This window comes from Stappia taiwanensis (assembly GCF_014635285.1).
In the GTDB taxonomy this organism is placed as follows: Bacteria; Pseudomonadota; Alphaproteobacteria; order Rhizobiales; family Stappiaceae; genus Stappia; species Stappia taiwanensis.
This window is the reverse complement of the sequence record NZ_BMCR01000008.1, coordinates 1-23,849: the sequence shown is the minus strand read 5'-3', so window position 1 is coordinate 23,849 and position 23,849 is coordinate 1. Positions and strand designations below refer to the sequence as shown.

The 23,849-nt window shown below is 65.3% G+C and carries 23 protein-coding genes; 12 read left to right on the top strand and 11 right to left on the bottom strand.

Features of this window, described 5'->3' with window-relative positions:
• Positions 1-51: 51 nt before the first annotated feature.
• The 4 genes from IEV83_RS16600 to IEV83_RS16585 all read right to left on the bottom strand — a co-directional run bounded on the left by IEV83_RS16600 (position 52) and on the right by IEV83_RS16585 (position 4,489).
• Positions 52-1,590 (bottom strand): tripartite tricarboxylate transporter permease, encoded by a 1,539-nt coding sequence (locus IEV83_RS16600; protein WP_181760010.1) that lies wholly within the window; start codon positions 1,588-1,590, stop codon positions 52-54.
• Positions 1,591-1,594: 4 nt separating this feature from the next.
• Positions 1,595-2,116 (bottom strand): tripartite tricarboxylate transporter TctB family protein, encoded by a 522-nt coding sequence (locus tag IEV83_RS16595; RefSeq protein WP_181760009.1) that lies wholly within the window; start codon positions 2,114-2,116, stop codon positions 1,595-1,597.
• Between the two features lie 90 nt (positions 2,117-2,206).
• Positions 2,207-3,184 carry a Bug family tripartite tricarboxylate transporter substrate binding protein gene (locus tag IEV83_RS16590; RefSeq protein ID WP_181760008.1) on the bottom strand — a complete coding sequence of 326 codons (978 nt, stop codon included), beginning with the start codon at positions 3,182-3,184 and terminating at the stop codon, positions 2,207-2,209.
• 159 nt (positions 3,185-3,343) lie between these two features.
• Positions 3,344-4,489: an ABC transporter substrate-binding protein gene (locus IEV83_RS16585; RefSeq protein ID WP_181760007.1), complete on the bottom strand. Its 1,146-nt coding sequence runs from the start codon at positions 4,487-4,489 to the stop codon at positions 3,344-3,346.
• Positions 4,490-4,655: 166 nt separating this feature from the next.
• Between IEV83_RS16585 and IEV83_RS16580 the strand changes: the two genes are divergently transcribed.
• Positions 4,656-5,321, top strand: a complete 666-nt coding sequence (locus IEV83_RS16580) for a response regulator transcription factor (RefSeq protein WP_181760006.1) — start codon at positions 4,656-4,658, stop codon at positions 5,319-5,321.
• Positions 5,322-5,324: 3 nt separating this feature from the next.
• On the top strand, positions 5,325-6,788 hold the full coding sequence (locus IEV83_RS16575) for a sensor histidine kinase (RefSeq protein ID WP_181760005.1): 1,464 nt from the start codon (positions 5,325-5,327) through the stop codon (positions 6,786-6,788).
• A gap of 1 nt (position 6,789) precedes the next feature.
• Here IEV83_RS16575 and glpD read toward each other — a convergent pair whose 3' ends face one another.
• Both glpD and IEV83_RS16565 read right to left on the bottom strand, forming a co-directional pair.
• Positions 6,790-8,346, bottom strand: coding sequence for a glycerol-3-phosphate dehydrogenase (gene glpD / locus IEV83_RS16570; RefSeq protein ID WP_181760004.1), 1,557 nt, complete (start codon positions 8,344-8,346; stop codon positions 6,790-6,792).
• Positions 8,346-9,131: a DeoR/GlpR family DNA-binding transcription regulator gene (locus IEV83_RS16565; protein WP_181760003.1), complete on the bottom strand. Its 786-nt coding sequence runs from the start codon at positions 9,129-9,131 to the stop codon at positions 8,346-8,348. The genes glpD and IEV83_RS16565 overlap by 1 nt, the downstream gene beginning before the upstream one ends.
• A 158-nt stretch (positions 9,132-9,289) precedes the next feature.
• Here IEV83_RS16565 and IEV83_RS16560 point away from each other — a divergent pair, with 158 nt between their 5' ends.
• The 7 genes from IEV83_RS16560 to acdA all read left to right on the top strand — a co-directional run bounded on the left by IEV83_RS16560 (position 9,290) and on the right by acdA (position 16,659).
• Complete coding sequence (locus tag IEV83_RS16560; RefSeq protein WP_181760002.1) at positions 9,290-11,029, top strand: ABC transporter substrate-binding protein; 1,740 nt, start codon at positions 9,290-9,292, stop codon at positions 11,027-11,029.
• 158 nt (positions 11,030-11,187) lie between these two features.
• Entirely contained in the window at positions 11,188-12,255 is a 1,068-nt protein-coding gene (locus IEV83_RS16555; RefSeq protein WP_181760001.1) for an ABC transporter ATP-binding protein, read from the top strand.
• Between the two features lie 15 nt (positions 12,256-12,270).
• Positions 12,271-13,338 carry an ABC transporter ATP-binding protein gene (locus tag IEV83_RS16550; RefSeq protein WP_181760000.1) on the top strand — a complete coding sequence of 356 codons (1,068 nt, stop codon included), beginning with the start codon at positions 12,271-12,273 and terminating at the stop codon, positions 13,336-13,338.
• Between the two features lie 15 nt (positions 13,339-13,353).
• Entirely contained in the window at positions 13,354-14,217 is an 864-nt protein-coding gene (locus IEV83_RS16545) for a carbohydrate ABC transporter permease (protein ID WP_181759999.1), read from the top strand.
• A 13-nt stretch (positions 14,218-14,230) separates the two neighbouring features.
• A complete protein-coding gene (locus tag IEV83_RS16540; RefSeq protein WP_181759998.1) occupies positions 14,231-15,031 on the top strand; it encodes a carbohydrate ABC transporter permease in 801 nt (266 codons plus the stop codon).
• Positions 15,032-15,056: 25 nt separating this feature from the next.
• Entirely contained in the window at positions 15,057-15,338 is a 282-nt protein-coding gene (locus tag IEV83_RS16535; protein WP_181759997.1) for a DUF2160 domain-containing protein, read from the top strand.
• 100 nt (positions 15,339-15,438) lie between these two features.
• Positions 15,439-16,659, top strand: coding sequence for a 3-sulfinopropanoyl-CoA desulfinase (gene acdA / locus IEV83_RS16530; RefSeq protein ID WP_181759996.1), 1,221 nt, complete (start codon positions 15,439-15,441; stop codon positions 16,657-16,659).
• Positions 16,660-16,741: 82 nt separating this feature from the next.
• Here the strand turns inward: acdA and hemA are convergent, their stop codons facing one another.
• Complete coding sequence (hemA, locus tag IEV83_RS16525; protein ID WP_181759995.1) at positions 16,742-17,962, bottom strand: 5-aminolevulinate synthase; 1,221 nt, start codon at positions 17,960-17,962, stop codon at positions 16,742-16,744.
• 305 nt (positions 17,963-18,267) lie between these two features.
• Here hemA and trpS point away from each other — a divergent pair, with 305 nt between their 5' ends.
• A complete protein-coding gene (gene trpS / locus IEV83_RS16520) occupies positions 18,268-19,344 on the top strand; it encodes a tryptophan--tRNA ligase (RefSeq protein ID WP_181759994.1) in 1,077 nt (358 codons plus the stop codon).
• A gap of 153 nt (positions 19,345-19,497) precedes the next feature.
• Positions 19,498-19,995, top strand: a complete 498-nt coding sequence (locus tag IEV83_RS16515; RefSeq protein WP_181759993.1) for an MmcB family DNA repair protein — start codon at positions 19,498-19,500, stop codon at positions 19,993-19,995.
• A gap of 30 nt (positions 19,996-20,025) precedes the next feature.
• Here IEV83_RS16515 and IEV83_RS16510 read toward each other — a convergent pair whose 3' ends face one another.
• A complete protein-coding gene (locus tag IEV83_RS16510; protein ID WP_308683741.1) occupies positions 20,026-20,544 on the bottom strand; it encodes an ActR/PrrA/RegA family redox response regulator transcription factor in 519 nt (172 codons plus the stop codon).
• Positions 20,545-20,623: 79 nt separating this feature from the next.
• Positions 20,624-22,048: an ActS/PrrB/RegB family redox-sensitive histidine kinase gene (locus IEV83_RS16505; RefSeq protein WP_181759991.1), complete on the bottom strand. Its 1,425-nt coding sequence runs from the start codon at positions 22,046-22,048 to the stop codon at positions 20,624-20,626.
• Between the two features lie 208 nt (positions 22,049-22,256).
• On the opposite strand from IEV83_RS16505, the gene secB reads away from it, so the two are divergent.
• Complete coding sequence (gene secB / locus IEV83_RS16500; protein ID WP_181759990.1) at positions 22,257-22,745, top strand: protein-export chaperone SecB; 489 nt, start codon at positions 22,257-22,259, stop codon at positions 22,743-22,745.
• A 104-nt stretch (positions 22,746-22,849) separates the two neighbouring features.
• Here the strand turns inward: secB and IEV83_RS16495 are convergent, their stop codons facing one another.
• The gene (locus IEV83_RS16495; RefSeq protein ID WP_181759989.1) at positions 22,850-23,251 is read right to left on the bottom strand and encodes a DUF2852 domain-containing protein; all 402 of its coding nucleotides are present in this window, start codon (positions 23,249-23,251) and stop codon (positions 22,850-22,852) included.
• Positions 23,248-23,849: hypothetical protein (locus IEV83_RS20100; protein WP_209003215.1), on the bottom strand; the 602-nt coding region annotated here is incomplete at its 5' end. The genes IEV83_RS16495 and IEV83_RS20100, both read right to left, overlap by 4 nt.

Below are 23,849 nucleotides of genomic sequence, written 5' to 3'. Positions count from 1 at the left end.
CCGCGAACACCGACGCGCCGCCGGTTTCCCCGGCGGCGCGTTTTTTTGTTTTTATCCGCCCTCGCCGGCGTCCTCGCGCCGGCCGGCCAGGCTGCGGCCGATCAGCGGCGAGATCATCGGCGCCACCAGCACCAGCGCCGCGATCACCAGGATCGACAGGGTCAGCGGCCGCTCCCACAGGAAGCTCCAGCTGTCGTTGTTGATGATGAGCGCCCGCCTCAGGTTCTCCTCCATCATCCCGCCAAGGATGAAGCCGAGCAGCATCGGTGCCATCGGCATGTCGAGCAGGCGCAGCACCACGGCGGCGATGGCGAAGATCACCATCAACTGGATGTCGAAGGTGTTGAAGGAGACGAAGTAGACGCCGATCAGCGAGAAGAACAGGATCAGCGGCACCAGCACGGTATGCGGCAGGGCGAGGACGCGGGCGATATAGGGAATGAGCGGCAGGTTCAGGACCAGGAGGATCACATTGCCCAGATACATGGAGATGATCACCGACCAGAACACTTCCGGGTTTTCCACGAACAGCCGGGGGCCGGGCTGGATGCCGTAGGAGATCAGCGCGCCGAGCATGATCGCCGTGGTGCCGGATCCGGGAATGCCGAGAGTGAGCAGCGGCACGAAGGAACCGGAGCAGGCGGCGTTGTTCGCAGTTTCCGGCGCCGCCAGTCCGCGGATCGAGCCCTTGCCAAATTCCTTGCCCTTGTCCGGGCCGGCGAGACGTTGCTCCATGCCATAGGCGAGAAACGAGGCGATGGTCGCTCCGGCGCCGGGCAGGACGCCGACAAGGAACCCCAGTATCGACGACCGGCCGACCACCGGGGCAATGTCCTTGACCTCGGCGCTGGACAGTTTCATCGACCCCAGATTGGCATTGGCCTCCTTTTCCCGCTGGATATCCGCCGCCGTCTTCGGCTTCAGCACCGACATCAGCGCCTCGGAAAGGGCGAATGTGGCCATCGCCAGCAGCAGGAAGGAAATGCCGTCGATCAGGTCGAGCATGCCGAAGGTGAAGCGCTGCATCCCTAGCGTCTGGTCGGTGCCGACGGTGGAGAGCATCAGGCCGAGCACGGTCATCAGCAGCGCTTTCAGAACCTTGCCGCGCCCGGCGAAGGCGGCGACGGCGGTCAGCCCGAGCACCATCAGCGCGAAATAGTCGGTCGACTGGAAGGCGAGGGAGACGACGGCCAGCGATGGAGCGGCAATGAGCAGGAAGATCGCGGCGATGGTGCCGCCGGAAAAGGAGGAATAGGCGGCAATCGCCAGCGCCTTGCCGGCATGGCCCTGTTTGGCCAGCGGATAGCCGTCGAAGGCGGTGGCCACGGTGCCGGCGACGCCCGGTGCGTTGATCAGGATCGAGGAGGTCGAGCCGCCGAAGATTGCGCCGTAGTAGACCCCGGCCATCAGGATCAGGCCGGTCGCCGGGTCGAAGCCATAGGTGATCGGGATCATCAGGGCGATGGCGGAAATCGGCCCCAGACCAGGCAACATGCCGATGAAGGTGCCGGCAAAGCAGCCCACGGCGACCATCAGGATGTTGAGCGGGGAGGCGGCGGTCGACAGGCCGACCAGAATACCGTCGAGCATGGATTTACCGTCCCAGGACCTGAGGAAGCGGCGCGATATAAACGCCGAGGAACTGGGTCATCAGCACCCAGAAGAAGAGGGTGACGGCGATGGACACGCCCAGCAAAAGCCACAGCCGCCGCTCGCCGAGGACGAACATGCCGCCAGCCAGAAAGACCGTGGTCGACAGCAGAAAGCCGAACGGGCGAACGGTCAGGCCATAGACGACCATCAGGGCGCACAGCAGCGCGACCCGGACCAGCGGATGGGTTCGCCGCCCCTCCTCGTCAGCCGGTGTCGGGCGCAGCAACTGGCGCATTGCCTGCCGCCAGGCCGCCTCCTCGTTCGTTTCGGCAGCGCTGACCGGTCGCAGCAGCAGGGCGAGCGACAAGACGATGCCGAGCACGCTGAGGGCCTGCGGCATGGTGCGGGCGGTGAAGGCCTGATTGGCCTGAAACGGCAGCAGCGGAATATCGAAGATCATCACGCCGTAGCCGAGGGAAAACACCAGCATGAGAAGGGCGCCAAGGCGGTCGCGGGTCAACATGTCATCGCTCGATGGTCGGAGATGGGGCGGGGCGAGGGCTTTCGGGCGCGGCCATTGGGCCGCCGCGCCCGTTTGTGCAGGAAGGAGGCTTCAGAGGAAGCCCAGTTCCTTCATCAGCCCGCCGATTTCCTGTTCCTGCTTTTCAAGAAAGGCAGTGAAGTCATCGCCCGGATTGTAGATGTCGACCCAGCCGTTGCGCGTGCGCACGGCTTCCCATTCCGGGGTGTCGTACATCTTGGCGAAGGCCGCCTGATAGGCTTCGCGCTTTTCCGCGCTGAGGCCCGGAGGGCCGAAGAAGCCGCGCCAGTTGACGAATTCGGCGCCCGGCGCGCCCGCTTCGTCGCAGGTGGGCACATCGGCGGCGATGTCGAGGCGCTTCGGCGCGGTGACGCAGAGAATGCGCACCTGATCCTGTTTCGCCAGGTCGATGGCCTCGCCGAAACCGGTCGACAGAGCCATGATCTCGCCCGACAGCAAGCCGGCCATGGCCTTGCCGCCCGCGTCATACGGCACGTATTTGACGTCGGTCGGTGTGCCGCCGGCGCTCTTCATGATCATAGCGGCGACGATGTGGTCCATGCTGCCGGCGACCGAGCCGCCGCCGATCGAGACCTTGGTCGGATCGCTTTTGAAGGCCTCCGCAAGGCCGGCGAAGTCCTGGATCTGGCTGTCCTTGCCGACCACGAGCGCGGCGTAGTCGCCGATGGTTCCGGCGACCGGCGTCAGGTCGCGGAAGGACTGGGGAAACACCTTTTGCAGCGAGCGGATGACGATCGGGGTGGAGTTCACCATCAGCGTGTCATCGGCTTTGTCGGCGATCTCGATCAGATGGGCGATGGCCTTGCCGCCGCCGCCGCCGGACATGTTTTCATAGGAGGCCTGGCCGACGATGCCGGCCTTGGTCAGCGCCTCGCCGGTGCCGCGTGCGGTGCCGTCCCAGCCGCCGCCGGCGCCGCCGGGAATGAGGAAATGGATGCTGTCGATATCGGCCGCATGGGCGCTGGCGCCAAGTGACAGGCCAAGGGCCGTGGCGACGGCGACAAGGCCGCGTCGTGAAATGGTCTTCATGGTTTTCCTCCCTGACACGGCCCCTCCCGGACCGCGACATCTGTTGCGGTGGCGCGCCAGGCGCCGCCGATAGGAAACCATGACATGCCAGTCTGACGCGAAGCTGTCGCTGCGCCGCGGAAACGATGCCGCATTGCAAAAGGGAAGAACCGGAAAGGGCTACTGGATGCGCAAGGCCTGGTTCCAGCGGTCGATCAGCCGCTGCCGCTTGACCTGATCGAGATAGACCACAAGGGCCGGACCGACCGGCACCGGCCGCAGCCGGTCACCGAACGTCGCATGCAGGGAACTGGCGGTGTTCGGCCCGTCCAGATCCTGGCGGAGAGCGGCAAGGCTGCCGGTTTGCGCCAGGATTTGCTGGCCTTCGCGCGACAGCATGAAGTCGAGAAAGGCCGCGCCGAGGTCGGGGGCGGCGGCGTTGCGCGGCACCAGACCGGTGCGCGACATCACCACCGTGTAATCCTCCGGCAGGATGATGCCCAGGTCCGGAGCGGAGCGGGCCCAGGCGGCCGCGTAGGAGCCCAGGATGTTGTAGCCGAGGAGGAACCGCCCGTCGGCGACCCGTTCGACGATGGCCGAGGAGTTGGAGTAGAGCTTGACCCCGGCCGCGCCGAGGGCGCCGAACAGCTCCCAGATCTCCTTGTTGTGCTCCCGGTCACGGGCGAGGAAGAACAGGCCGAGCCCGGCCCGCTCCACGTCATAGGTGCCGACCCGGCCATAAAGGTTGGCTTCGTTGGCCTTCAGATAGCGGGTCAGCGCCGCCCGGGTCCGGGGCGGTTCGTGCCCGGCGAAGGCGGGCTTGTGATAGAGGATCACCGCCGGCTCAAAGGTGACGCCATAGACCGTGTCGCGCCAATGCGCCCAGTCCGGGAGGCTCGCGGCTTCGCGCAAGGTCACCGCCTGGGCATAGCCATCGTTTGCGAGCTTTACCTGAAGGTCCATCGCCGAGGAAAAGGCGAGATCCGCCGTGGGCGCGTCCCGGTCTGTCTCGTCGATGATGCGGGCATGGATATCCTGGGTCTGGAGTTCGAAATAGCGCAGGCCCACCCCCGGGTAGAGCCGCTGGAACCCGATTAGAAGCGGTTGCGCCAGGGCGGCGTCGAGCGAGGAATAGATGGTTACGCTCCGCGCCGGCTGTTGATCGCCGGCGGGCGGCAGCCACCGCGTCGGGGTGTCGTCGTCGGCAGCCCAGGTTGGCGCAACCGGGCCGGCGGCAAAAACAAGCGCGGCGAGCAGACACAACAGGACAAGACGCAGCGGAAGGGGCGGGCCGGGTCGGCAGAGGAAGCGGTGGGGCTCGGTCATGCGGCGAAGTATGGCGATGAACGGCCGGCGCTTTCAAGCGATGGATTGCGGCTGGCCGGCTCCCGGCGAAGGGCGAGGCTTGCCAGGATGAGGCGGGTGTCGTCTAAATTTCGGCGGGAGTGGCCTCGGGGACGGCAAAGGCAGGGCAACAAGGGAGAGCGGACGGGTGCGGCTTCTGGTTGTGGAGGACAACAGGGCGCTGGCGGCGGGACTGTCGCAGATGCTGCGCGCCGCCGGCTATGTGGTCGATGCGGTGCATGACGGGGAGACCGCCGAAGCGGCGCTCGACACCGGCAGTTTCGACCTGATCGTGCTGGATCTTTCCCTGCCGGACATGGACGGGCTCAGCCTGCTGCGCGGCTTGCGGGCGCGGGGCACCCAGACGGCGGTTCTGGTGCTGACGGCGCGCGGGGCGCTCGACGACCGCATTCGCGGCCTCGACTGCGGCGCCGACGACTACATGACCAAGCCGTTCGAGGTGGAGGAACTGGTGGCGCGGATCCGGGCGCTGCTGCGCCGTCACGTGGGCGCGCGCAGCGGGGTTCTCGATCATGGGCCGCTGCGCTTCGATCTGACCCGCCGGCAGGCCTATCTCGACGACATGCCGCTCGATCTGACCGCCCGTGAGCTGAATGTGTTGCAGATCCTGATGAGCCATCCGGACCGGGTGGTGTCCAAGCAGCAGATCGCCGAGCGGCTGACCGAATTCGGTGACGAGCTGTCGGACAATGCGGTGGAGCAATATGTGTCGCGCCTGCGCAAGCGGCTCGAACCGCATGGCCTGCGCATTCGCACCGCGCGCGGTCTCGGCTACCGGCTGGAAGTGGGGTAGCGCATGGCATGGCTGCGGCCCCAGGCCCCCCGCTCGCTGTCGACGCGGCTGCTGCTATGGCTGCTGGTGCCGCTCAGCCTGCTTGCCGGTCTTGGGCTGGTGGATGCCTACCGCGAGGCGCGGGCAACCGCCAATGCGGTGCTGGACCGGGTGCTGACCGGATCGGCGCTGGCAATCGCCGAAAGGGTCGCGGTCAATTCCGAGGGCGAGTTGGAGGTGGACGTTCCCTATGTGGCGCTGGAAATGCTCACCAGCGCCGCCGAGGACCGGGTGTTCTACAAGGTCGAGGGGCCGCCGGGCACCTTCGTGACGGGCTATCGCCAGCTTCCCGTGCCCGAGACGACGCCCACGGCGCGGATGGCCCATGACGTGCGGTTCGCCGATGCGGTGTTTCGCGGCGCGCCGGTGCGCATCGCCATTTTGAGCGGCGCCGCCGCCTCGCGCGACCGGTCGATTTCCTTCCGCGTTTCGGTCGCCGAAACCACCACCGCGCGGCGGGCGCTGGCCCGAGACATCCTTGTTCGTACGGCCCTGCGTCAGATGATGTTGATCGTCATTGCCGCGACGGCGGTGTTTCTTGGCATTCGCCGGGCCTTGCGCCCGCTGGCGCGCCTGGAGGAGGCGATCGACCGGCGCAGCCCGGACGATCTCCGGCCGATCCGCCATCAGGTGCCCCGCGAGGTGGGCCGGCTGGTGGGGGCGATCAACGGCTTCATGCTGCGGCTGAGCGAGGCGCTGGCGGCGCTACGTCGCTTCACCGGCAATGCCTCGCATCAGATCCGCACGCCGCTGACGGTGATCCGCACCCAGATCGAACTGGCCCGCCGCGCCGGGGACCGGCAGACGGCGCTCGCCGCCCTCGATGTGGCCGATCAGGCGGTGGCCCAGAGCGAGCGCACGCTTGCCCAGCTTCTGGTGCTGGCCCGGGTCGACGAGGCATCGGCCGACCGGATGGATACGGCGCCGCTCGATCTGGCGGAACTGGCGCGGGCGGTCACCGGTGAGCTGGAACCGGGCGCGGCGCGGGCCGGCCTCGACCTTGGCTTTGAGGCGCCGGAGGGGGAGCCGGTGCCGGTGCGCGGCAATGCCATGCTGCTGCGCGAGCTTCTGCGCAACCTGATCGAAAACGCCATCGCCTATGCCGGCGCGGGCTGCCGCGCCACGGTGCGGGTCGGGATGGAGGGCAAGACCGCGCTGCTGGAGGTGGAGGACAATGGGCCCGGCATTGCCGCTGCAGCGCGCGCCCGGGCGGTCACGCGCTTTGAGCGCCTTTCGGCGGAGGGGCCGCAAGGCGCCGGCCTCGGCCTTGCCATCGTCGATGAGATCGCCAAGCTGATGGGCGCCCGGATGGCGCTGCGCGATGGGCGGGATGCCCCGGCCGGCGAGGCCGGCGACGGCCAGGGATTGCGCGTGTGCCTGCGCTTTCCGCTGGCGGACCGGGCGGGCGCTGGCGCCTCCGGGGCGTGACCTAGCTACCCTGTGCGCCAGGTGAGTGAAGGCTGCCGCGCGTGCGGGCCTGCATCCACCGGTCAAGGGCGGCGGCTTCTTCCGCCGTGACGCGGAGCCCAAGTTTGGAGCGGCGCCACAGCACGTCCTCGGCGGTTCGCGCCCATTCCCGATCCATCAGGTATCCCACTTCGCGGGCGCTGAGATCGGCGCCGAACAGCGGCCCAAGGTCGTCCATGGTGACAACGCCGTCGAGAATGACCCGCGTCGCGGTGCCGTAGTGGCGGGCGAGCCGGGTGAGCAACGCCGGGTCGAGCTGGGGCCAGTCGCGGCGGAACTCCTCGACCAGCGCGTCAAACCCGGTGGTGGGGAAATCGCCGCCGGGCAGCACCGCGTCGCGGGTCCAGGCGGGGCCGGAGGCGCCAAGCACGGTTTCCACCTCTTCAAGCGCCGACTGGGCCAGCCGGCGATAAGTGGTGATCTTGCCGCCGAAGATGTTGATCAGCGGCGCGTCCTTGTCGCCGTCCGGGCCGCCTTCCAGCTTCAGTACATAGTCGCGGGTAGCTTCCTGTGCCTTGGAGGCGCCATCGTCGAACAATGGACGCACGCCCGAATAGGTCCAGACCACATCCTCGCGGGTGATCGGCTGGTTGAAATACTCGCTCGCCGCCTCTGCGAGATAGAGGATTTCCTCCTCGCTGGCCGCGACCTTGGCCGGATCGCCGGTGAAATCCCGGTCGGTGGTGCCGATTAGGGTGAAGTCATGCTCGTAAGGAATGGCGAAGACGATCCGCCCATCGGCATTCTGAAAGATATAGGCGCGGTCATGGTCGAACAGCTTGTTGACGACGATATGGCTGCCCTGCACCAGCCGCACATTGTGCGGCGCCTTCCGCTCCAGCGCGCTTTCCAGCAGATGATCGACCCAAGGCCCGGCGGCATTGACCATCAGCCGGGCGGAAACCTCGCGCGTCTCGCCGGTCTCCTCGTCGCGCAGCACCGCATGCCACAGCCAACCCGCGCGCCGGGCGGAGATCACTCGGGTGCGGGTGTTGATCTGCGCGCCCCGATCGGCGGCGTCGCGGGCGTTGAGCACAACGAGGCGGGCGTCGTCCACCCAGCAGTCGGAATACTCGAACGCGGTGGTGAAGCCGGGCTTCAGCGGCTGGCCGGCGGCATCGCGCCTGAGATCCAGCGTTTTGGTCGCCGGCAGCAGCTTGCGCCCGCCGAGGTGGTCATAAAGGAACAGCCCGAGGCGCAGCAGCCAGCGCGGGCGAAGCCCCTTTTGATGCGGCAGGACGAAGCGCAAGGGGCGGATGATGTGCGGCGCGTTCGACCACAGAAGCTCGCGTTCGCTCAAGGCTTCGCGCACCAGGCGGAACTCGTAATACTCCAGGTAGCGCAGGCCGCCGTGGATCAGCTTGGTCGACCAGGAGGAGGTGCCGCTGGCCAGATCGTTCATTTCCGCAAGGCAGACGGAATAGCCACGGCCGGCCGCATCGCGGGCGATGCCGCAGCCATTGATACCGCCACCGACGATCAACAGATCATACGGGGGTGTTTGCGGTTGCGGGGACATCAACTGGGGCGCTCCGTTCTGTCTGAGGCGATTTCCACCTTGACGCCATTCTCGCGGCAGGTTTTCAGGACCCGGTCCGGCGGGGCGGTGTCGGTGACGAATATGTCGATTTCGGAAAGATGGGCGATGCGCACCGGCGCGCTGCGCTGGAACTTCATGGCATCGGCCACAAGCAGGGTCTGACGCGCATGGGTCATGATCTCGCGGGCAACCCGCACCTCGCGAAAGTCGAAGTCGAAGATCGTGCCGTCCTCGTCGATGGCCGAGGCGCCGATCACCGCGTAGTCGACCTTGAACTGGCGAATGAAATCGACGGTGGCCTCGCCGACGATGCCGCCATCGGAGGCGCGCACCTGACCGCCGGCGATGATCACCTCGATCGCGGGCGCCGCGCGCAGGGTGTTGGCAACGTTGATGTTGTTGGTGATCGCCATGATGCCGTCATGCTGCAACAGCGCCCGCGCGACCTGTTCGGTCGTGGTGCCAATGTTGAGCATGATCGAGGCGTTGTCCGGGATCAGCGCGGCCGCGCGCTGGCCGATCCGGCGCTTCTCCTCCGAGGCGAGCTGACGACGGGCATCATAGGCGTAGTTGGCGATCCCGGAGGGCAGCACCGCGCCGCCATGGACCCGCTGCAGCATTCCCCGTTCGCACAGCTCGTTCAGGTCCTTGCGGATCGTCTGCGGCGTCACGTTGAATTCGCTCGCCAGCCCGTCCACATCCACCCGCCCCGCCGTGCGGGCCAACGCCAGGATATCGGCCTGCCGCGGTGGCACCGGATCCATTCGCATTCCTTTCGTTTTCATTCGTATGAATGGAGATCTAACGCCATCCTCCCTAAATCCTGCGCATTTTCCGGTCGTATGGCAATATTCTTTCCGGGTTGACCTTCATTTTTTTTCGTTTGATAGTCGCATTGCGGTTTCATATGGGAGGAACACCGATGCGACAGAAAATGCTTGCGGCGGTTGCGGCCGCGGCGCTGTTTGCGGTTGCCGGAAACGCGTTTGCGGGACCGGAAGAGGCAAAGAAGTGGATCGACAGTGAATTCCAGCCATCCGTGCTTTCCAAGGACGAGCAGATGGCGGAGATGGATTGGTTCATCAAGGCCGCCGAGCCGTTCAAGGGGATGGAGATTAACGTGCTGTCGGAAGGCATTCCGACGCATGAGTATGAATCCAAGGTGCTGACCAAGGCATTCGAGGAGATCACCGGCATCAAGGTCAATCACCAGATTCTCGGTGAGGGCGAGGTGGTGCAGGCGGTTCAAACGCAGATGCAGACCAACCGCAACCTTTATGATGCCTATGTCAACGATTCCGATCTGATCGGCACCCATTCGCGGCTGCAGCTCGCGGTCAACCTGACCAAGTGGATGGCGGGCGAGGGCAAGGATGTCACCTCGCCGACCCTCGATCTTGACGATTTCATGGGTATCAGCTTCACCACCGGGCCCGATGGCGACCTTTACCAGCTGCCCGACCAGCAGTTCGCCAACCTCTACTGGTTCCGCAAGGACTGGTTCGACCGCCCGGACCTGAAGGAGCGCTTCAAGGCGAAATACGGCTATGAGCTCGGCGTGCCGGTGAACTGGTCCGCCTATGAGGACATCGCCGAATTCTTCACCAACGACGTGAAGGAAGTCGACGGCGTCCGGGTCTTCGGTCACATGGATTACGGCAAGCGCGCACCGGATCTCGGCTGGCGCATGACCGATGCCTGGTTGTCGATGGCCGGTGCCGGGTCGCCGGGCGAGCCGAACGGCCGGCCGATCGACGAATGGGGCATTCGCATGGAGGAGGGGTCGTGCAACCCCTCCGGTGCTTCCGTTTCGCGCGGCGGTGCCACCAACGGCCCTGCTGCGGTCTATGCGATCCGCAAATGGGATGAGTGGTTGCGCAACTACGCGCCCCCGGGTGCGGCCGACTATGACTTCTACCAGTCCCTGCCGGCGCTCAGCCAGGGCAATGTCGCCCAGCAGATCTTCTGGTACACCGCGTTCCTCGCCGACATGGTCAAGCCGAAGTCGGAAGGCAACAACACGGTGGACGACGAGGGCACGCCTCTGTGGCGTGCCGCGCCGAGCCCGCATGGTCCCTATTGGGAAGAAGGGCAGAAGGTCGGCTACCAGGACGTGGGCTCCTGGATGATCCTGAAGTCGACGCCGACCGATCGTGCCAAGGCGGCCTGGCTCTATGCCCAGTTCGTGACGTCCAAGACCATCGACACGAAGAAGAGCCACGTGGGTCTCACCTTCACCCGCGACAGCACGGTGCGGCACGAGAGCTTCACCGAGCGGGCGCCCAAGCTCGGCGGTGTGGTCGAGTTCTACCGCTCGCCGGATCGGGTGCGCTGGTCGCCGACCGGCATCAACGTGCCGGACTATCCGAAGCTGGCGCAGCTTTGGTGGCAGAACATTGGCGATGTGAACTCCGGCGCCTTCACACCGCAGCAGGCGATGGATCGCCTTGCCGGCGAGATGGACACCATCATGGCCCGGATGCAGCGCGCCGATGAGGCCAACAACACCTATGGCGGCTGCGGTCCGCGTCTCAACGAGCCGAAGGATCCGTCCGAATGGCTCGGCAAGGGCGGCGCCAAGGCCAAGCTCGAAAACGAGAAGCCGCAGGGCGAGACCGTCAACTACGACGAACTCGTCAAGCGTTGGTCGGAAGCCAACTGATCGGCCGATGACACGACCATCCGGGGGCGGTTCGCCCCCGGATGATGCGCCCGGAGAAATGCGGGAGCCGATGTGGCGGCAGGCGGTGCCTTGCGCCTTTTGGCGGCGCGCGCCGATGGCAAACCAGAAATCGACAGTCTTGCGAGGGCGAGCGACACATGTCCCTTGAATTGAGACGCGCCGCGCTGCGCGTCGGTGCGGAAACGCATATTCACCCGACCGATCTTGTCTGCGAGCCGGGCAGCTTCAACATCCTGCTCGGCACGACGCTGGCCGGCAAGACGACCTTGATGAAGTTGATGGCCGGGCTGGAGAAGCCGACCTCCGGCGAGGTCTGGTTCGGCGGCCGGAACGTTACCGGCGTGTCGGTGCGCCGGCGCAATGTGTCGATGGTCTACCAGCAGTTCATCAACTACCCGAACATGACCGTTTTCGAGAACATCGCCTCGCCCTTGCGGGTGGCGCGCATGGCCGAGACGGAGATCAAGCGGCGGGTCGGCACCATGGCCGAGTTGCTGAAGCTTTCGCCGATGCTGGAGCGGCGCCCGGCGGAACTCTCCGGCGGCCAGCAGCAGCGCACGGCGATGGCCCGCGCGCTGGTCAAGGATGCCGACCTGGTGCTGCTGGATGAGCCGCTCGCCAATCTCGATTTCAAGCTGCGCGAGGAGTTGCGGGACGAGTTGCCGCGCCTGTTCGCCGGTCGGGAGTGCATTGTCGTCTATGCGACCACCGAGCCGGTCGAGGCGCTGCTGTTCGGCGGCTTCACCGCCTGTCTGCACGAGGGCCGGGTGACCCAGTTCGGCCCCACCGGCGAGACCTACCGGGCGCCGGTCGACCTCGTCAGCGCGCAGGTGTTCTCCGATCCGCCGATCAATGTGGCCACCGTCACCAAGGCGGGGGCGGAATTCCGGCTTGGCAAGATGGTCGGCTGGCATGCGGAAGGCCCGCTCGCCGGGTTGGCCGATGGCACCTACACGGTCGGCGTGCGGCCCCACCACGTGTCGCCGGAAGAGGCCGGCGGCCAGCCGGTGCCGGTCGAGGGCAAGGTGCTGGTGACGGAGCTTTCCGGCTCGGAAAGCGTCATCCACTTCACCATGCGCGGCGAGACCTGGGTCTCGCAATCCCATGGCATTCATCCCTTCCCGGTGGGATCGGAGCAGCGGCTCTACGCCGACATGTCGCAAGCGCTCTTCTTCGACGCCGCCGGCCGGCGGATCACGGCGTAAGGCAAGGACCGACCGATGGCGAAAATTGTTCTCGACACGCTGCGGCATTCCTACATGCCCAACCCGGTGCAGGACAGCGACTGGGCGCTGAAGCAGCTCGACCTGCAATGGGACGATGGCGGCGCCTATGCCCTGCTCGGACCTTCGGGCTGCGGCAAGACCACGCTGTTGTCGATCATTTCCGGCCTGCTGCGCCCGACCCATGGCCGGGTGCTGTTCGACGGCACTGATGTCACTGACCTGCCGCCGGACCGGCGGCATATTGCCCAGGTGTTCCAGTTCCCGGTCGTCTACGACACCATGACGGTCTACGACAATCTCGCGTTTCCCTTGCGCAATCGCGGGGTCGATGAGGCGCATGTGGACGCCCGTGTGCGTGAGATCGCCGAGATGATCGACCTGACCCACATGCTGGAGCGCCGCGCCGCCGGCCTGACCGCCGACGGTAAGCAGAAGATCTCGCTGGGCCGCGGGCTGGTGCGCTCCGACGTCAATGCCATCATGTTCGACGAGCCGCTGACGGTGATCGACCCGCATCTGAAATGGCAGTTGCGCTCCAAGCTGAAGGAGCTGCACCAGCGGGTGCGCACCACCATGATCTACGTCACCCACGACCAGACCGAGGCGTTGACCTTCGCCGACAAGGTGGTGGTGATGAACGAGGGCCAGGTGGTGCAGATCGGCACGCCGGTGGAGTTGTTTGAGCGGCCGCAGCACACCTTCGTCGGCCATTTCATCGGCTCGCCGGGCATGAACGTGCTGCCTTGCGAGATTCGCGAGGGGAGGGCGCATGTGGCCGGAACCGCTGTGGACACCGCGACCACCGGCGAGATCGGCGCGCTGACGGGCGAGGTGCGCATCGGCGTGCGGCCGGAATTCATCCGCTTTGCCGACAAGGGCGTGCCGGCGCGGGTGGTCAAGGTGAGCGACGCCGGCCGTTTCCAGGTGGTCGAGGTGCGGGCCGGCGATCTGCCGCTGAAGCTCTTGGTGCCGGAAGGCATGGAGATCCCCTCGCAGGAGGCGCGGCTCGCGTTCGACCCCACCCGCACGCAGATCTATCGCGATGGCTGGATCGTGGCCTGAGCCGGAGAGCATGAGATGAACAAGACATTCGACAACAAGGCCTGGCTGTTCGTTCTTCCGGTGGTCGCGCTGGTGGCGTTCAACGCCGTGATCCCGTTGATGACGGTGGTCAATTACTCGGTTCAGGAAACCTTTGGCGACAACGTGTTCTTCTGGGCCGGGGTGACGTGGTTCGAACAGGTGCTGCAATCGGAGCGCTTTCACGATGCGCTGCTGCGGCAGATGTTCTTCACCTTCTCCATCCTCCTGATTGAGGTGCCGCTGGGCGTGGCCATCGCCCTGACCATGCCGCGCAAGGGGCCCTGGGTGCCGGTCTGCCTGGTGCTGATGGCCCTGCCGCTGCTGATCCCGTGGAATGTGGTCGGCGCCATGTGGAACATCTTCGCCCTGCCGGATATCGGCCTGCTCGGCCGCACCCTCAATGCGCTCGGTTTCGACTACAACTTCACCCGCCAGCCGGGGGATGCCTGGTTCACCCTGATCCTGATGGATGTCTGGCACTGGACCTCGCTGGTGGTGCTCCTGGCCTATGCCGGCCTCGTCTCGATCCCCGACGCCTATTACCAGGCGGCGAAGATCGACGGCGCGCGGCCCTTCGCCATCTTCCGCTACATCCAGTTGCCGAAGATGAAGCGGGTGCTGACCATCGCCGTGCTGCTGCGCTTCATGGACAGTTTCATGATCTACACCGAGCTGTCGGTGCTGACCGGCGGCGGGCCGGGCAATTCGACGACGCTGCTGTCGATCGACCTGGTCAAGATCGCGCTCGGCCAGTTCGATCTCGGACCGGCGGCGGCCATGTCGCTGATCTACTTCCTCATCATTCTGGCGCTGAGCTGGGTGTTCTACACCCTGATGATGCGCAACGAACAACAGTGACGGAGCGACCCTGATGACCCGACCAAGCCGCTACGTTCCGCTGCTCTATATCGTTTTTCTGCTGTTGCCGATCTATTGGCTCGTCAACATGTCCTTCAAGACGACCAACGAGATTCTCGGCTCCTTCACCCTGTTCCCGCGTGAAATCACGCTGGAAAACTACATCGCCATCTTCACCGATCCGACCTGGTACATGGGGTATGTCAATTCGCTGACCTATGTGCTGATCAACACGGTGATCTCGGTGCTGGTGGCGCTGCCGGCGGCCTATGCCTTCTCGCGCTACCGCTTCCTCGGTGACAAGCATCTGTTCTTCTGGCTCCTGACCAACCGGATGGCGCCGCCGGCGGTGTTCGCGCTGCCGTTCTTCCAGCTTTACTCGGCGGTGGGGCTGTTCGATACGCCGATTGCCGTGGCGCTGGCCCATACCCTGTTCAACATTCCGCTGGCGGTGTGGATCCTGGAAGGCTTCATGTCCGGCGTGCCCAAGGAACTCGACGAGACCGCCTATGTGGATGGCCATTCCTTCTGGTCGTTCTTCCTGAAGATCTTCGTGCCGACCATCGCCGCCGGTATCGGTGTCGCCGCTTTCTTCTGCTTCATGTTCTCCTGGGTGGAGCTGCTGCTGGCCAAGACCCTGACCTCGGTTGCCGCCAAGCCGATCGCCGCGGTGATGACCCGCACCGCCAGCACCTCCGGCTATGAACTGGGGCTGCTTGCCGCTGCGGGCACGCTGACCATCATTCCCGGCGCCTTCGTCATCTATTTCGTTCGCAACTACATCGCCAAGGGCTTCGCGCTGGGCCGTGTGTGAGGCCGCCTGAAAAGGGAGAGACGTCATGGGATTGAGCTGGATGGCCTGGACCTGGCCGACCGCCGCCTTCTTCATCTTCATCGGCCTGTGCTTCGTCGCCATGTCGGTGTGGGAATATGCCGATCCGGGCGGGGGGCCGCGTCACGGCATTCTCGGCCTCGATACCACACGCGGCGACCGGTTGTTCATCTCGCTGCTCGGCAGTGCCTTCATCTTCCTCGCCTGGCTGGGGCTGATGGGCACGCCGCTCTGGGCGCCACTTGGCCTGGCGCTGGTCTATGCTGTTTGCGTGTTCCGCTGGGTGTAGCTGCTGCTGGAAAGCAAGGGGTGTCGCCGGACCCGTTCGCGTCCTAAGCTTGTTCTCTCGGCGGCGAGGAGGTCGCCGCCGCGAATGAGGGAGGCGGGGGATGTTCGGGCAGTTGTCGGAAAGCCAGGCGCAGCTCAGGGCGAAGGCCCGCGCGCTGGCGGAAGGCCGGTTTGCCGATCGGGCTGCGGAGATCGACCGCAGCGAAGCCTACCCGCATGACAATGTAGAGGCCTTGCGCGCCGCCGGTTTCATGGGCATGACCATTCCGACCGCCTATGGCGGGCCGGGCCGCTCGCTGTTTGACGCGGTGTTGGTGATCGAGGAGATCGCGCGGCAGTGCGGCGTCACCGCCCGGATTGTCGTCGAGGCCAACATGGGGGCGCTTGGCGCGATCCTGGCCTATGGCAATGAGGAGCAGAGGCGCCGGGCAGCGGACGCGGTGCTTGCCGGCGACAAGCCGGCGATCTGCATCACCGAGCCGGAGGCGGGCAGCGCGGCAACGGCGATGACCACGACGGCGGTCCGGACCGGCGGCCGCTATCTCCTCAATGGCCGCAAGCACTGGATCACCGGTGGCGGCATCTCCCGTCTGCACCTGATCTTCGCCCGGGTGGTGGAAGGTGGCGAGGACCGGGGCATCGGCGGGTTCATTGCCTATCGCGGCGAGGATCAGGGACTGGTGACGGGTGCCCGCGAGCCGGCGATGGGCCTGCGCGGCCTGCCGGAAACCGAGGTGCTGTTCCAGGATCTGGAGCTGGGGGAGGAGCGGTTGCTGCGGCCGGAGGGCGGCTTGCGCCACGGCTTTGCCGCGCTGATGCGTGCCTATAACGCCCAGCGGGTCGGTGCGGCCACCGTGGCGCTTGGCATTGCCGCCGGAGCGTTTGACCGGGCGCTGGCCTATGCACAGGAGCGGCGCCAGTTTGGCCGGCCGATTGCCGAGTTTCAGGGGCTGCAATGGATGCTGGCGGATATGGACACGGGCCTGAGCGCGGCGCGGGCACTGGTGCACAAGGCGGCGGTCCGGGCGGGCGATGGCTTTCCCGATGCCCGCGAGGCGGCGCAGGCCAAGATCCTTGCTGCGGAAACGGCGGTGAAGGTCACCAACGAGGCGCTGCAGATCCACGGCGCCGCCGGCTATTCGCGCAACCTGCCGCTGGAAAGGATGTTGCGCGATGCGCGCATGTTCACCATCGGTGGCGGTACCGCGCAGATGCTGCGCAATCAGGTCGCCGGCACCCTGCTTGGGCGCAAACTGCCCCAGGGCATGGCAGCGGAAACGCATCGGGACACGCCCGCCTCAGGCAAGGCGGCGGCTGAATAGTTCTGAATTTTCGGGAGTGGAAAAGGGGAATGGCGACGCGACGACCCCGATGGGATCGCCGCGTGCTGAAAACCTATGTGCGTCAGGCGACGGCGCGGCTCAGCGCACACTGCGACCAGAGGTCTTCCAGCGCCCGCACCAGACCGCCGATATCGTCATCGGTATGCAGCGGCGAGGGGGTGATGCGCAGCCGCTCGGTACCCCGGGGGACCGTCGGATAGTTGATCGGCTGGATGTAGATCCCGTAATTGTCGAGCAGGATGTCGGACAGCATCTTGCACTTGACCGGATCCTTGACCATCACCGGAACGATGTGGCTGGGGTTCGGCAGATGCGGGATGCCGGCGGCATCGAGGCGACGGCGCAGGGTTTCCACCCGGTTGCGATGGCGCAGCCGCAGCTTTTCGCCCTCCGGCGACTTCAGGTAGCGGATGCTGGCACAGGCTCCGGCGGCCAGCGCCGGCGGCAGGGCGGTGGTGAAGATGAAGCCCGAGGCGAAGGAGCGCACGAAGTCGCACAGCGCGGCGGAGGCGGTGATGTAGCCGCCCATCACGCCGAAGGACTTGCCGAGCGTGCCTTCGATCACCGTCAGCCGGTCCATCAGCCCTTCGCGTTCGGCGATGCCGCCGCCGCGCGGGCCGTAGATCCCCACCGCGTGAACCTCATCGAGATAGGTCATCGCGCCGTATTTGTCGGCAACGTCGCAGATCTCCTTGATCGGCGCGATATCGCCATCCATCGAGTAGACGCTTTCGAAGGCGACGAGCTTGGGCCGGCCCGGTTCGATCTCGGCGAGCTGGCGCTCCAGGTCTTCCACATCATTGTGCTTGAAGATCCGCCGTTCGGCGCGCGAATAGCGAATGCCCTCGATCATCGAGGCATGGTTCAGCGCATCGGACAGGACGACGCAATTGGGCAGCCGGGCGGCGATGGTGCCGAGCGCGGCCCAGTTGGACACATAGCCGGAGGTGAACAGCAGCCCCGCTTCCTTGCCATGCAGGTCGGCCAGCTCCCGTTCGAGCAGCACGTGATAATGGTTGGTGCCGGAGATGTTGCGCGTGCCGCCGGCACCGGCGCCGCAGCGCTCGATTGCCTCGTGCATGGCGCTGGTCACGACCTCGTGCTGTCCCATGCCGAGATAGTCGTTCGAGCACCAGACGGAGACATCGTGGCTGTCATCCCCGGTGTAGCGGGTGGCACGGGGGAACTGGCCCGCCTGGCGTTCAAGTTCGGCAAAAACCCGGTACCGGCCTTCCGCGTGCAATCCTTCGATCTCGCTCCGAAAGAAGCTTTCGTAGTTCATCCTGGCCTCCGGGACCTTCTCGCTTCCACCCTGACGGCACAGGCCGTCCTGTGCGCACCTTATCAGGCGCACCCTGTTGTTTCACCTACCTCTATAACCCGTCAATGGCTTCGTGGTGAATGTGTTTCCACCTGAAGGGTCGATTCGACGCAGGCTAACCCGGTCAGGGTCGATCCGCCTTGACCAAACGCAAGCGCCTTGCGTCGGTCCGCCAGCTTCGTCATAAGACCGGAAGAAGCACGGGTACCGAACGTCAGCCACGCCCGGACCCGTGTCGTCCCAGGTCCAGATTGGGAGACAGTTTCTTGACCTCTTTTCAGCCGCGCGTGTTTTCCGGCGTTCAGCCGACGGGCAACCTCCATCTTGGCAACTACCTCGGCGCGATCGCCAATTTCGTTCCGCTTCAGGACGAGATGCCGGCGATCTACTGCGTTGTCGATCTCCATGCGATCACCGCCAAGCACGATGCCGATGGCCTTGCCGGGGTGACCCGTGAGGTGACCGCGGCCTATCTCGCCGCCGGGATCGATCCTGCCAAGGCGATCATCTTCAACCAGAGCCAGGTCAAGGAACACGCCGAACTGGCCTGGATCTTCAACTGCGTCGCGCGGATGGGCTGGCTGAACCGCATGACCCAGTTCAAGGAGAAGGCGGGCAAGAACCGGGAAAACGCCTCCGTTGGCCTGTTCGCCTATCCCACGCTGATGGCCGCCGACATTCTCGCCTACCGGGCGACCCATGTGCCGGTGGGCGATGACCAGAAGCAGCATCTGGAACTGACCCGGGACGTGGCTCAGAAGTTCAACAACGACTTCGCCGAGCGGATCGTGGAGCTGGGGCTGGGCGTCGACAATCCGAACCCGAATCCGGAACTGCCCGATCAGCTCTACTTCCCGTTGACCGAGCCGATCATCGCCGGCCCGGCGACGCGGATCATGTCCTTGCGCGACGGCACCAAGAAGATGTCGAAATCCGATCCTTCGGATCTGTCGCGGATCAACCTCAAGGACACGGCCGAGGATATCGCCAAGAAGATCCGCAAGGCCAAGACCGATCCGGAGCCGCTGCCGAGCGAGATGGAAGGGCTGAAGGACCGGCCGGAAGCGGAAAATCTGGTCGGCATCTTCGCCGCCCTGTCCGGCCTGTCCCGGGAGCAGGTGCTGGCCGATTTCGCCGGGCAGCCCTTCTCCGTGTTCAAGCCGGCGCTCGCCGATCTGGCGGTTGAAAAACTCGCGCCGATCACCGGCGAGATGAACCGGCTGGTGGCCGATCCGGGGCATATCGATGCGGTTCTGCGCGATGGCGCCGAGCGTGCGGCGGCAATCGCCGAGCCGGTGCTGAAGGACGTGCGCCGGATCTGCGGGTTTCTGGAGTGTCGCTGAGCCGGTCGTCGCGCCGGCCGTGAAAGGCTCGGCGGCGACCGCCGGATAGAAGCAGATGTCGGGGGCGTCGGCGCGGTTTGCGCGCCGGCGCCCTTTCTGTATAGTGGTCCCTTCGAACAAAGAGAGAACGAGCGAGGCGGCGGGAGAGGTGCCATGATACCCGGCGGGGCAGTCTCCAACAGGGTGCGTCTGGAGGATCCGCTGGCGGATGGCCGGCAATCGGAGGCGGCGATCCGTGTCTGGCGCGGCGCCGCGCGGCTTCTCAGGCAGCATGGCTTTGCCTGTGTCGGTGAGTTGACGCTGGCCTCGGGGCGGCGTGCGGATCTGGCCGCGCTTGGACCCAAGGGTGACGTCTGGATCGTCGAGGTGAAATCCTCGCTGGCCGATTTTCGCGCCGACAGCAAATGGCCGGACTATCGCCTTCATTGCGACCGGCTGTATTTCGCCACCCATGCCGAGGTGCCGCTGGATGTATTTCCCCAGGAGGCCGGCCTGATCCTGTCGGACGGGTTTTCCGCCGAGATTCTGCGGGCCGCGCCGGAGCACCGGATGGCGGCGGCGACCCGCAAGGCGGTGACCCTGCGCTTCGCGCAAGCCGCGGCCAACCGGCTGCATGATGCGCTGGACCCACAGGCGCGCGGGGAGGTCTAGCCGGACTGCCGCAAGGCAGACTGTGGCGTGTTAGCGCGGGGCGCGCTTGGCCAGAATCCGCTGCAGGGTGCGCCGGTGCATGTTGAGCCGGCGGGCGGTCTCCGAGACATTGCGGTCGCAGAGCTCATAGACACGCTGGATATGCTCCCAGCGTACCCGGTCTGCGGACATTGGGTTTTCCGGCGGTGCGGCCTTTTCCTCGCCCGTGCGGGTGAGGGCGGCAAGAATATCGTCCGCATCGGCGGGCTTGGCCAGATAGTCGATGGCGCCGAGCTTGACCGCGGTGACGGCGGTGGCGATGTTGCCATAGCCGGTCAGGATCACGATCCGCGCGTCGGGGCGGCTCCCGCGGATCGCCTCGACCACGTCGAGGCCGCTGCCATCGCCAAGGCGCATGTCGACCACGGCATAGTCGGGCGGCTGGATGCGCACCTTGTCGAGCGCCTCGCGTACGCCATCGGCCGTTTCCGTCTGGAAGCCGCGTTTTTCCATGGCGCGCGCCAGGCGTTGCTGAAACGGGCGATCGTCATCGACGATCAACAGGTTCATGGGCGCATCGTCTGCAGCGTCGCCATTTGGCCGTTCGTCCATATCGGGTTTCTCAAGTCCTGTTGCGTTTCTGGAACCGTTATAAAGAGCCGGAGCCGTTCGGCAAAGTCCGGTCCGGTGCCGAGCCTGCGGCAATTTCGCCCGCGATATCTTGCCACGCCGGGGCTCCGCCCTGCCGGCCGTCCATTGCCAGCCGTGGCCAGGAGATGCGCACCACCGCGCCCTTTGCCGGTGGTGGCCGGTTGCGCAGCCTCAGATCGGCGCCGGTGCGCTCCAGCAGGGTCTTGGCGATGAAGAAGCCAAGCCCGAGGCCGCCGCCGCTCTTTCCCTGCCCGGGCCGGGCATCGCGGCCGCCGCCGCGCGCGGTGACGTAAGGCTCACCCAGCCGGGTGATCACATCGGGGGCAAAGCCGGTGCCATCATCGGCGATTTCGATCCGCACTTCCTGCGCGTCCCAGCGGGCGGTGATCTTCACGGTGCTGTCGGCGAAATCGATGGCGTTTTCCAGGAGATTGCCGAGACCATAGGGAATCGCCGGGTTGCGCAGGCCGATCGGTTCCGGTCCCTCGCCGCGAATGTCGATGTCGATGGCAACGCCGAAGGCGCGGCAAGGCTCGACAACCTCCTCGATCAGATGGGAGAGCGGCAGACCCTGGAAGTTCTGGTCGCGGTCATCGGACAGCGAGGAGAGTTTCGACAGGATTTCGCGGCAGCGTTCCGCCTGGGACAGGATCAGCGCAATGTCCTCCCTGTGCCCGGCGGTGACCGGTTGGTCCTCCGCGCCTTGCAGGTCGCCGCTCAGCTCCTTGGCGGTGAGGTAGATCGTCGCCAGCGGGGTGCCCAGTTCATGGGCCGCCGCCGCGGCCAGCCCATCAAGGGCATGCAGATGGTGTTCGCGCGCCAGAACCAGCTCGCTGGCGGTCAGCGCATCGGACAGTTGCCGGGCCTCCTCCGCCACCCGGAACGCATAGGCCCCCATGAAACACAGGGACAGCACCAGCGCGACCCAGACGCCGGTCAGATAAAGCGGGGGCAGGGTGAAGTTCTCCGCCCCGGGCCAGGGGAGCGGCAGATGCACCCAGGCGAGAAAGGTCGCAATGGCTGTCGCGAGAATGCCGAGCAGCACCGTCTTGTGCGCTGACAATCCGGCTGCGGACACCATCACCGGGGCGAGCAACAGGAAGGCGAACGGGTTGCCGAGCCCGCCGGTCAGCGCAAGCAGGCCGCCGAGCTGGCTGAGGTCATAGGCAAGCTGCAGGGTTGCCGAGCGCTCCGACAGCCGGTGCAACTGCGGTTGGCGGATCTTGAGAAAGATGTTGATCCACGCGGAGGCTGCGACCAGGGCAAAGCAGAAGGACAGCTGCAGGGGGTATTCCAGAATGAAATGCACCACCAGCAGCGCCGAGGTCTGTCCGGCAATCGCCAGCCAGCGCAACCGCACCAGGGTGTCGAGCTTCAGCCGCCGATGTGACGTGGCAAGGTCGCGGGGGTGGATATCGGACATGGAAGAACGCCGGTCGGAACGTGAGAACATGTGGATTGGGTTTTGGCGCTGCCGGGGCCATCCGTCAATCAAACCTTGTGTTGCGGGGGGCGGCCATGCTAGCCACCGGCTCGGGAAACAGCGTTTTCAGCCCCCCTTGACGGGGCGGCATCCGACGCGGCCGGCGCACGCTGCCCGGTCGCCAGCAAGCCGAAACAGGAAGCCAGAAATGAGCGACACGAACGACGCGGCCGGTGGTCAGGCCAACGAGGCGGGCGCCGCCCCCGGCATGAGCATCCTTGCCCAGTATATCAAGGATCTGTCTTTCGAGAATCCGAATGCCCCCGGCTCGCTGCAGCCGCAGGAGCAGCCCAAGCTCGACATCAATGTCAATGTGTCGGCGCAGCCGATGGGCGAGGATCAGTTTGAAGTGGTCCTGACGCTGACCGCGAGCGCCAAGACCAGCGCCATGACCGTGTTCGCCATCGAACTGGTCTACGGCGGCCTGTTCAAGGTCACTGGCGTGCCGCAGGAGCACATCCATCCGTTCGTTCTGATCGAATGCCCGCGGATGCTCTTCCCCTTCGCCCGCAACATTCTGGCCGATGCCTCGCGCAACGGCGGCTTCCCGCCGCTGATGATCGATCCGATCGATTTCGCCGCGCTCTACCGCCAGAACCTGGAGCAGGCGCAGCAGGGCGAAGCCCGCCCGAACTGATTTGTCTGCGCTCCGGTGACGGAGTTTTCAGAGAACAAGAAAAGCCGCAAGGGACATCCCTTGCGGCTTTTTCTTTTCCTTGGTCGGTGATCGCCGGCTTGACGTCAGATGTGCTCCGGTCCGGCGGGGGTGCGGCCGCGACTGGCCATGAACCGGTCGAATTCCTCCTGATCCTTCGCCCGGCGCAGCTCCTGCAGGAAGCTGTCGAATTCGGCGCGCATGGCCTCGATCCGCTGCCGCTCTTCTTCCAGGCGCTTCAACTCACGCTCCCGATAGGCATCGAACGCGCTGTTTCCGGTGCGCGGCGCGGTGGCCTGGAAAGTGTCGCGCAAGGGACTGGCCTGCCATTGCGCGCGGGCGTTGCCGGCGATGCTGTGGAAGCGGTCACCCCAAAGGATATAGGCAAGCATTGCAAGCCCCAACGGCCAGAATACAATGAAGCCGAGAACCATCAGGCCGATCGTCAGCGGCGACCAACCGGGCCTGAGCGTCGATGTGCAGGTCATTTCCAATCCTCGCAGGTTGTGTCAGCAGAACAAGATGTGGTCACGCTCCCCCGTTGTTTCAAGAACGGAGAGGTTCCCCTGCGGTTCTGGGGGAGGACATCCCGCCCGCCTGCGCTGAACACGATCTGTTGATTGAAGGCAGGCAGGATTTCACCTTCCGATGACGTTTGTTTGACGGTTTTCGGTGGTGGTCGGTGTGTTTGGGAGGTGTTTGCGGGGCCTGTGCGGTGGCGTCTGGCTGGCGGATTGTGGCTGTTGATAGTCATAAGATGTTGGGTTATTTTATGTTTTTGTGCTTGACGGGGTGTGTTGTTCACAAGGGGGGTGGTGTGATTGGTGTGTTTTTTCGGGTCTTGCGATTTTTTCTGGCGGTCGGGCTTGACGGTTTGCGGGGGCGGTGAGTATATAGCTCCCACAACGACGGCGGCGCCGGGGTTTGGCCGGCGCCTAGAGCTGTCGTCCTCATCTTCCAGGTGCTGACGGGGAAGCGAACCTCTCGCAGGTTGGCTTTGTTGCTGTCTCGCCTTTCGGGGTGGGGAGAGGTTTTGAAGGGCTTTGCCTTTCGGTTCTTTGACAAGTGCATATTGAAGAAAGAGAA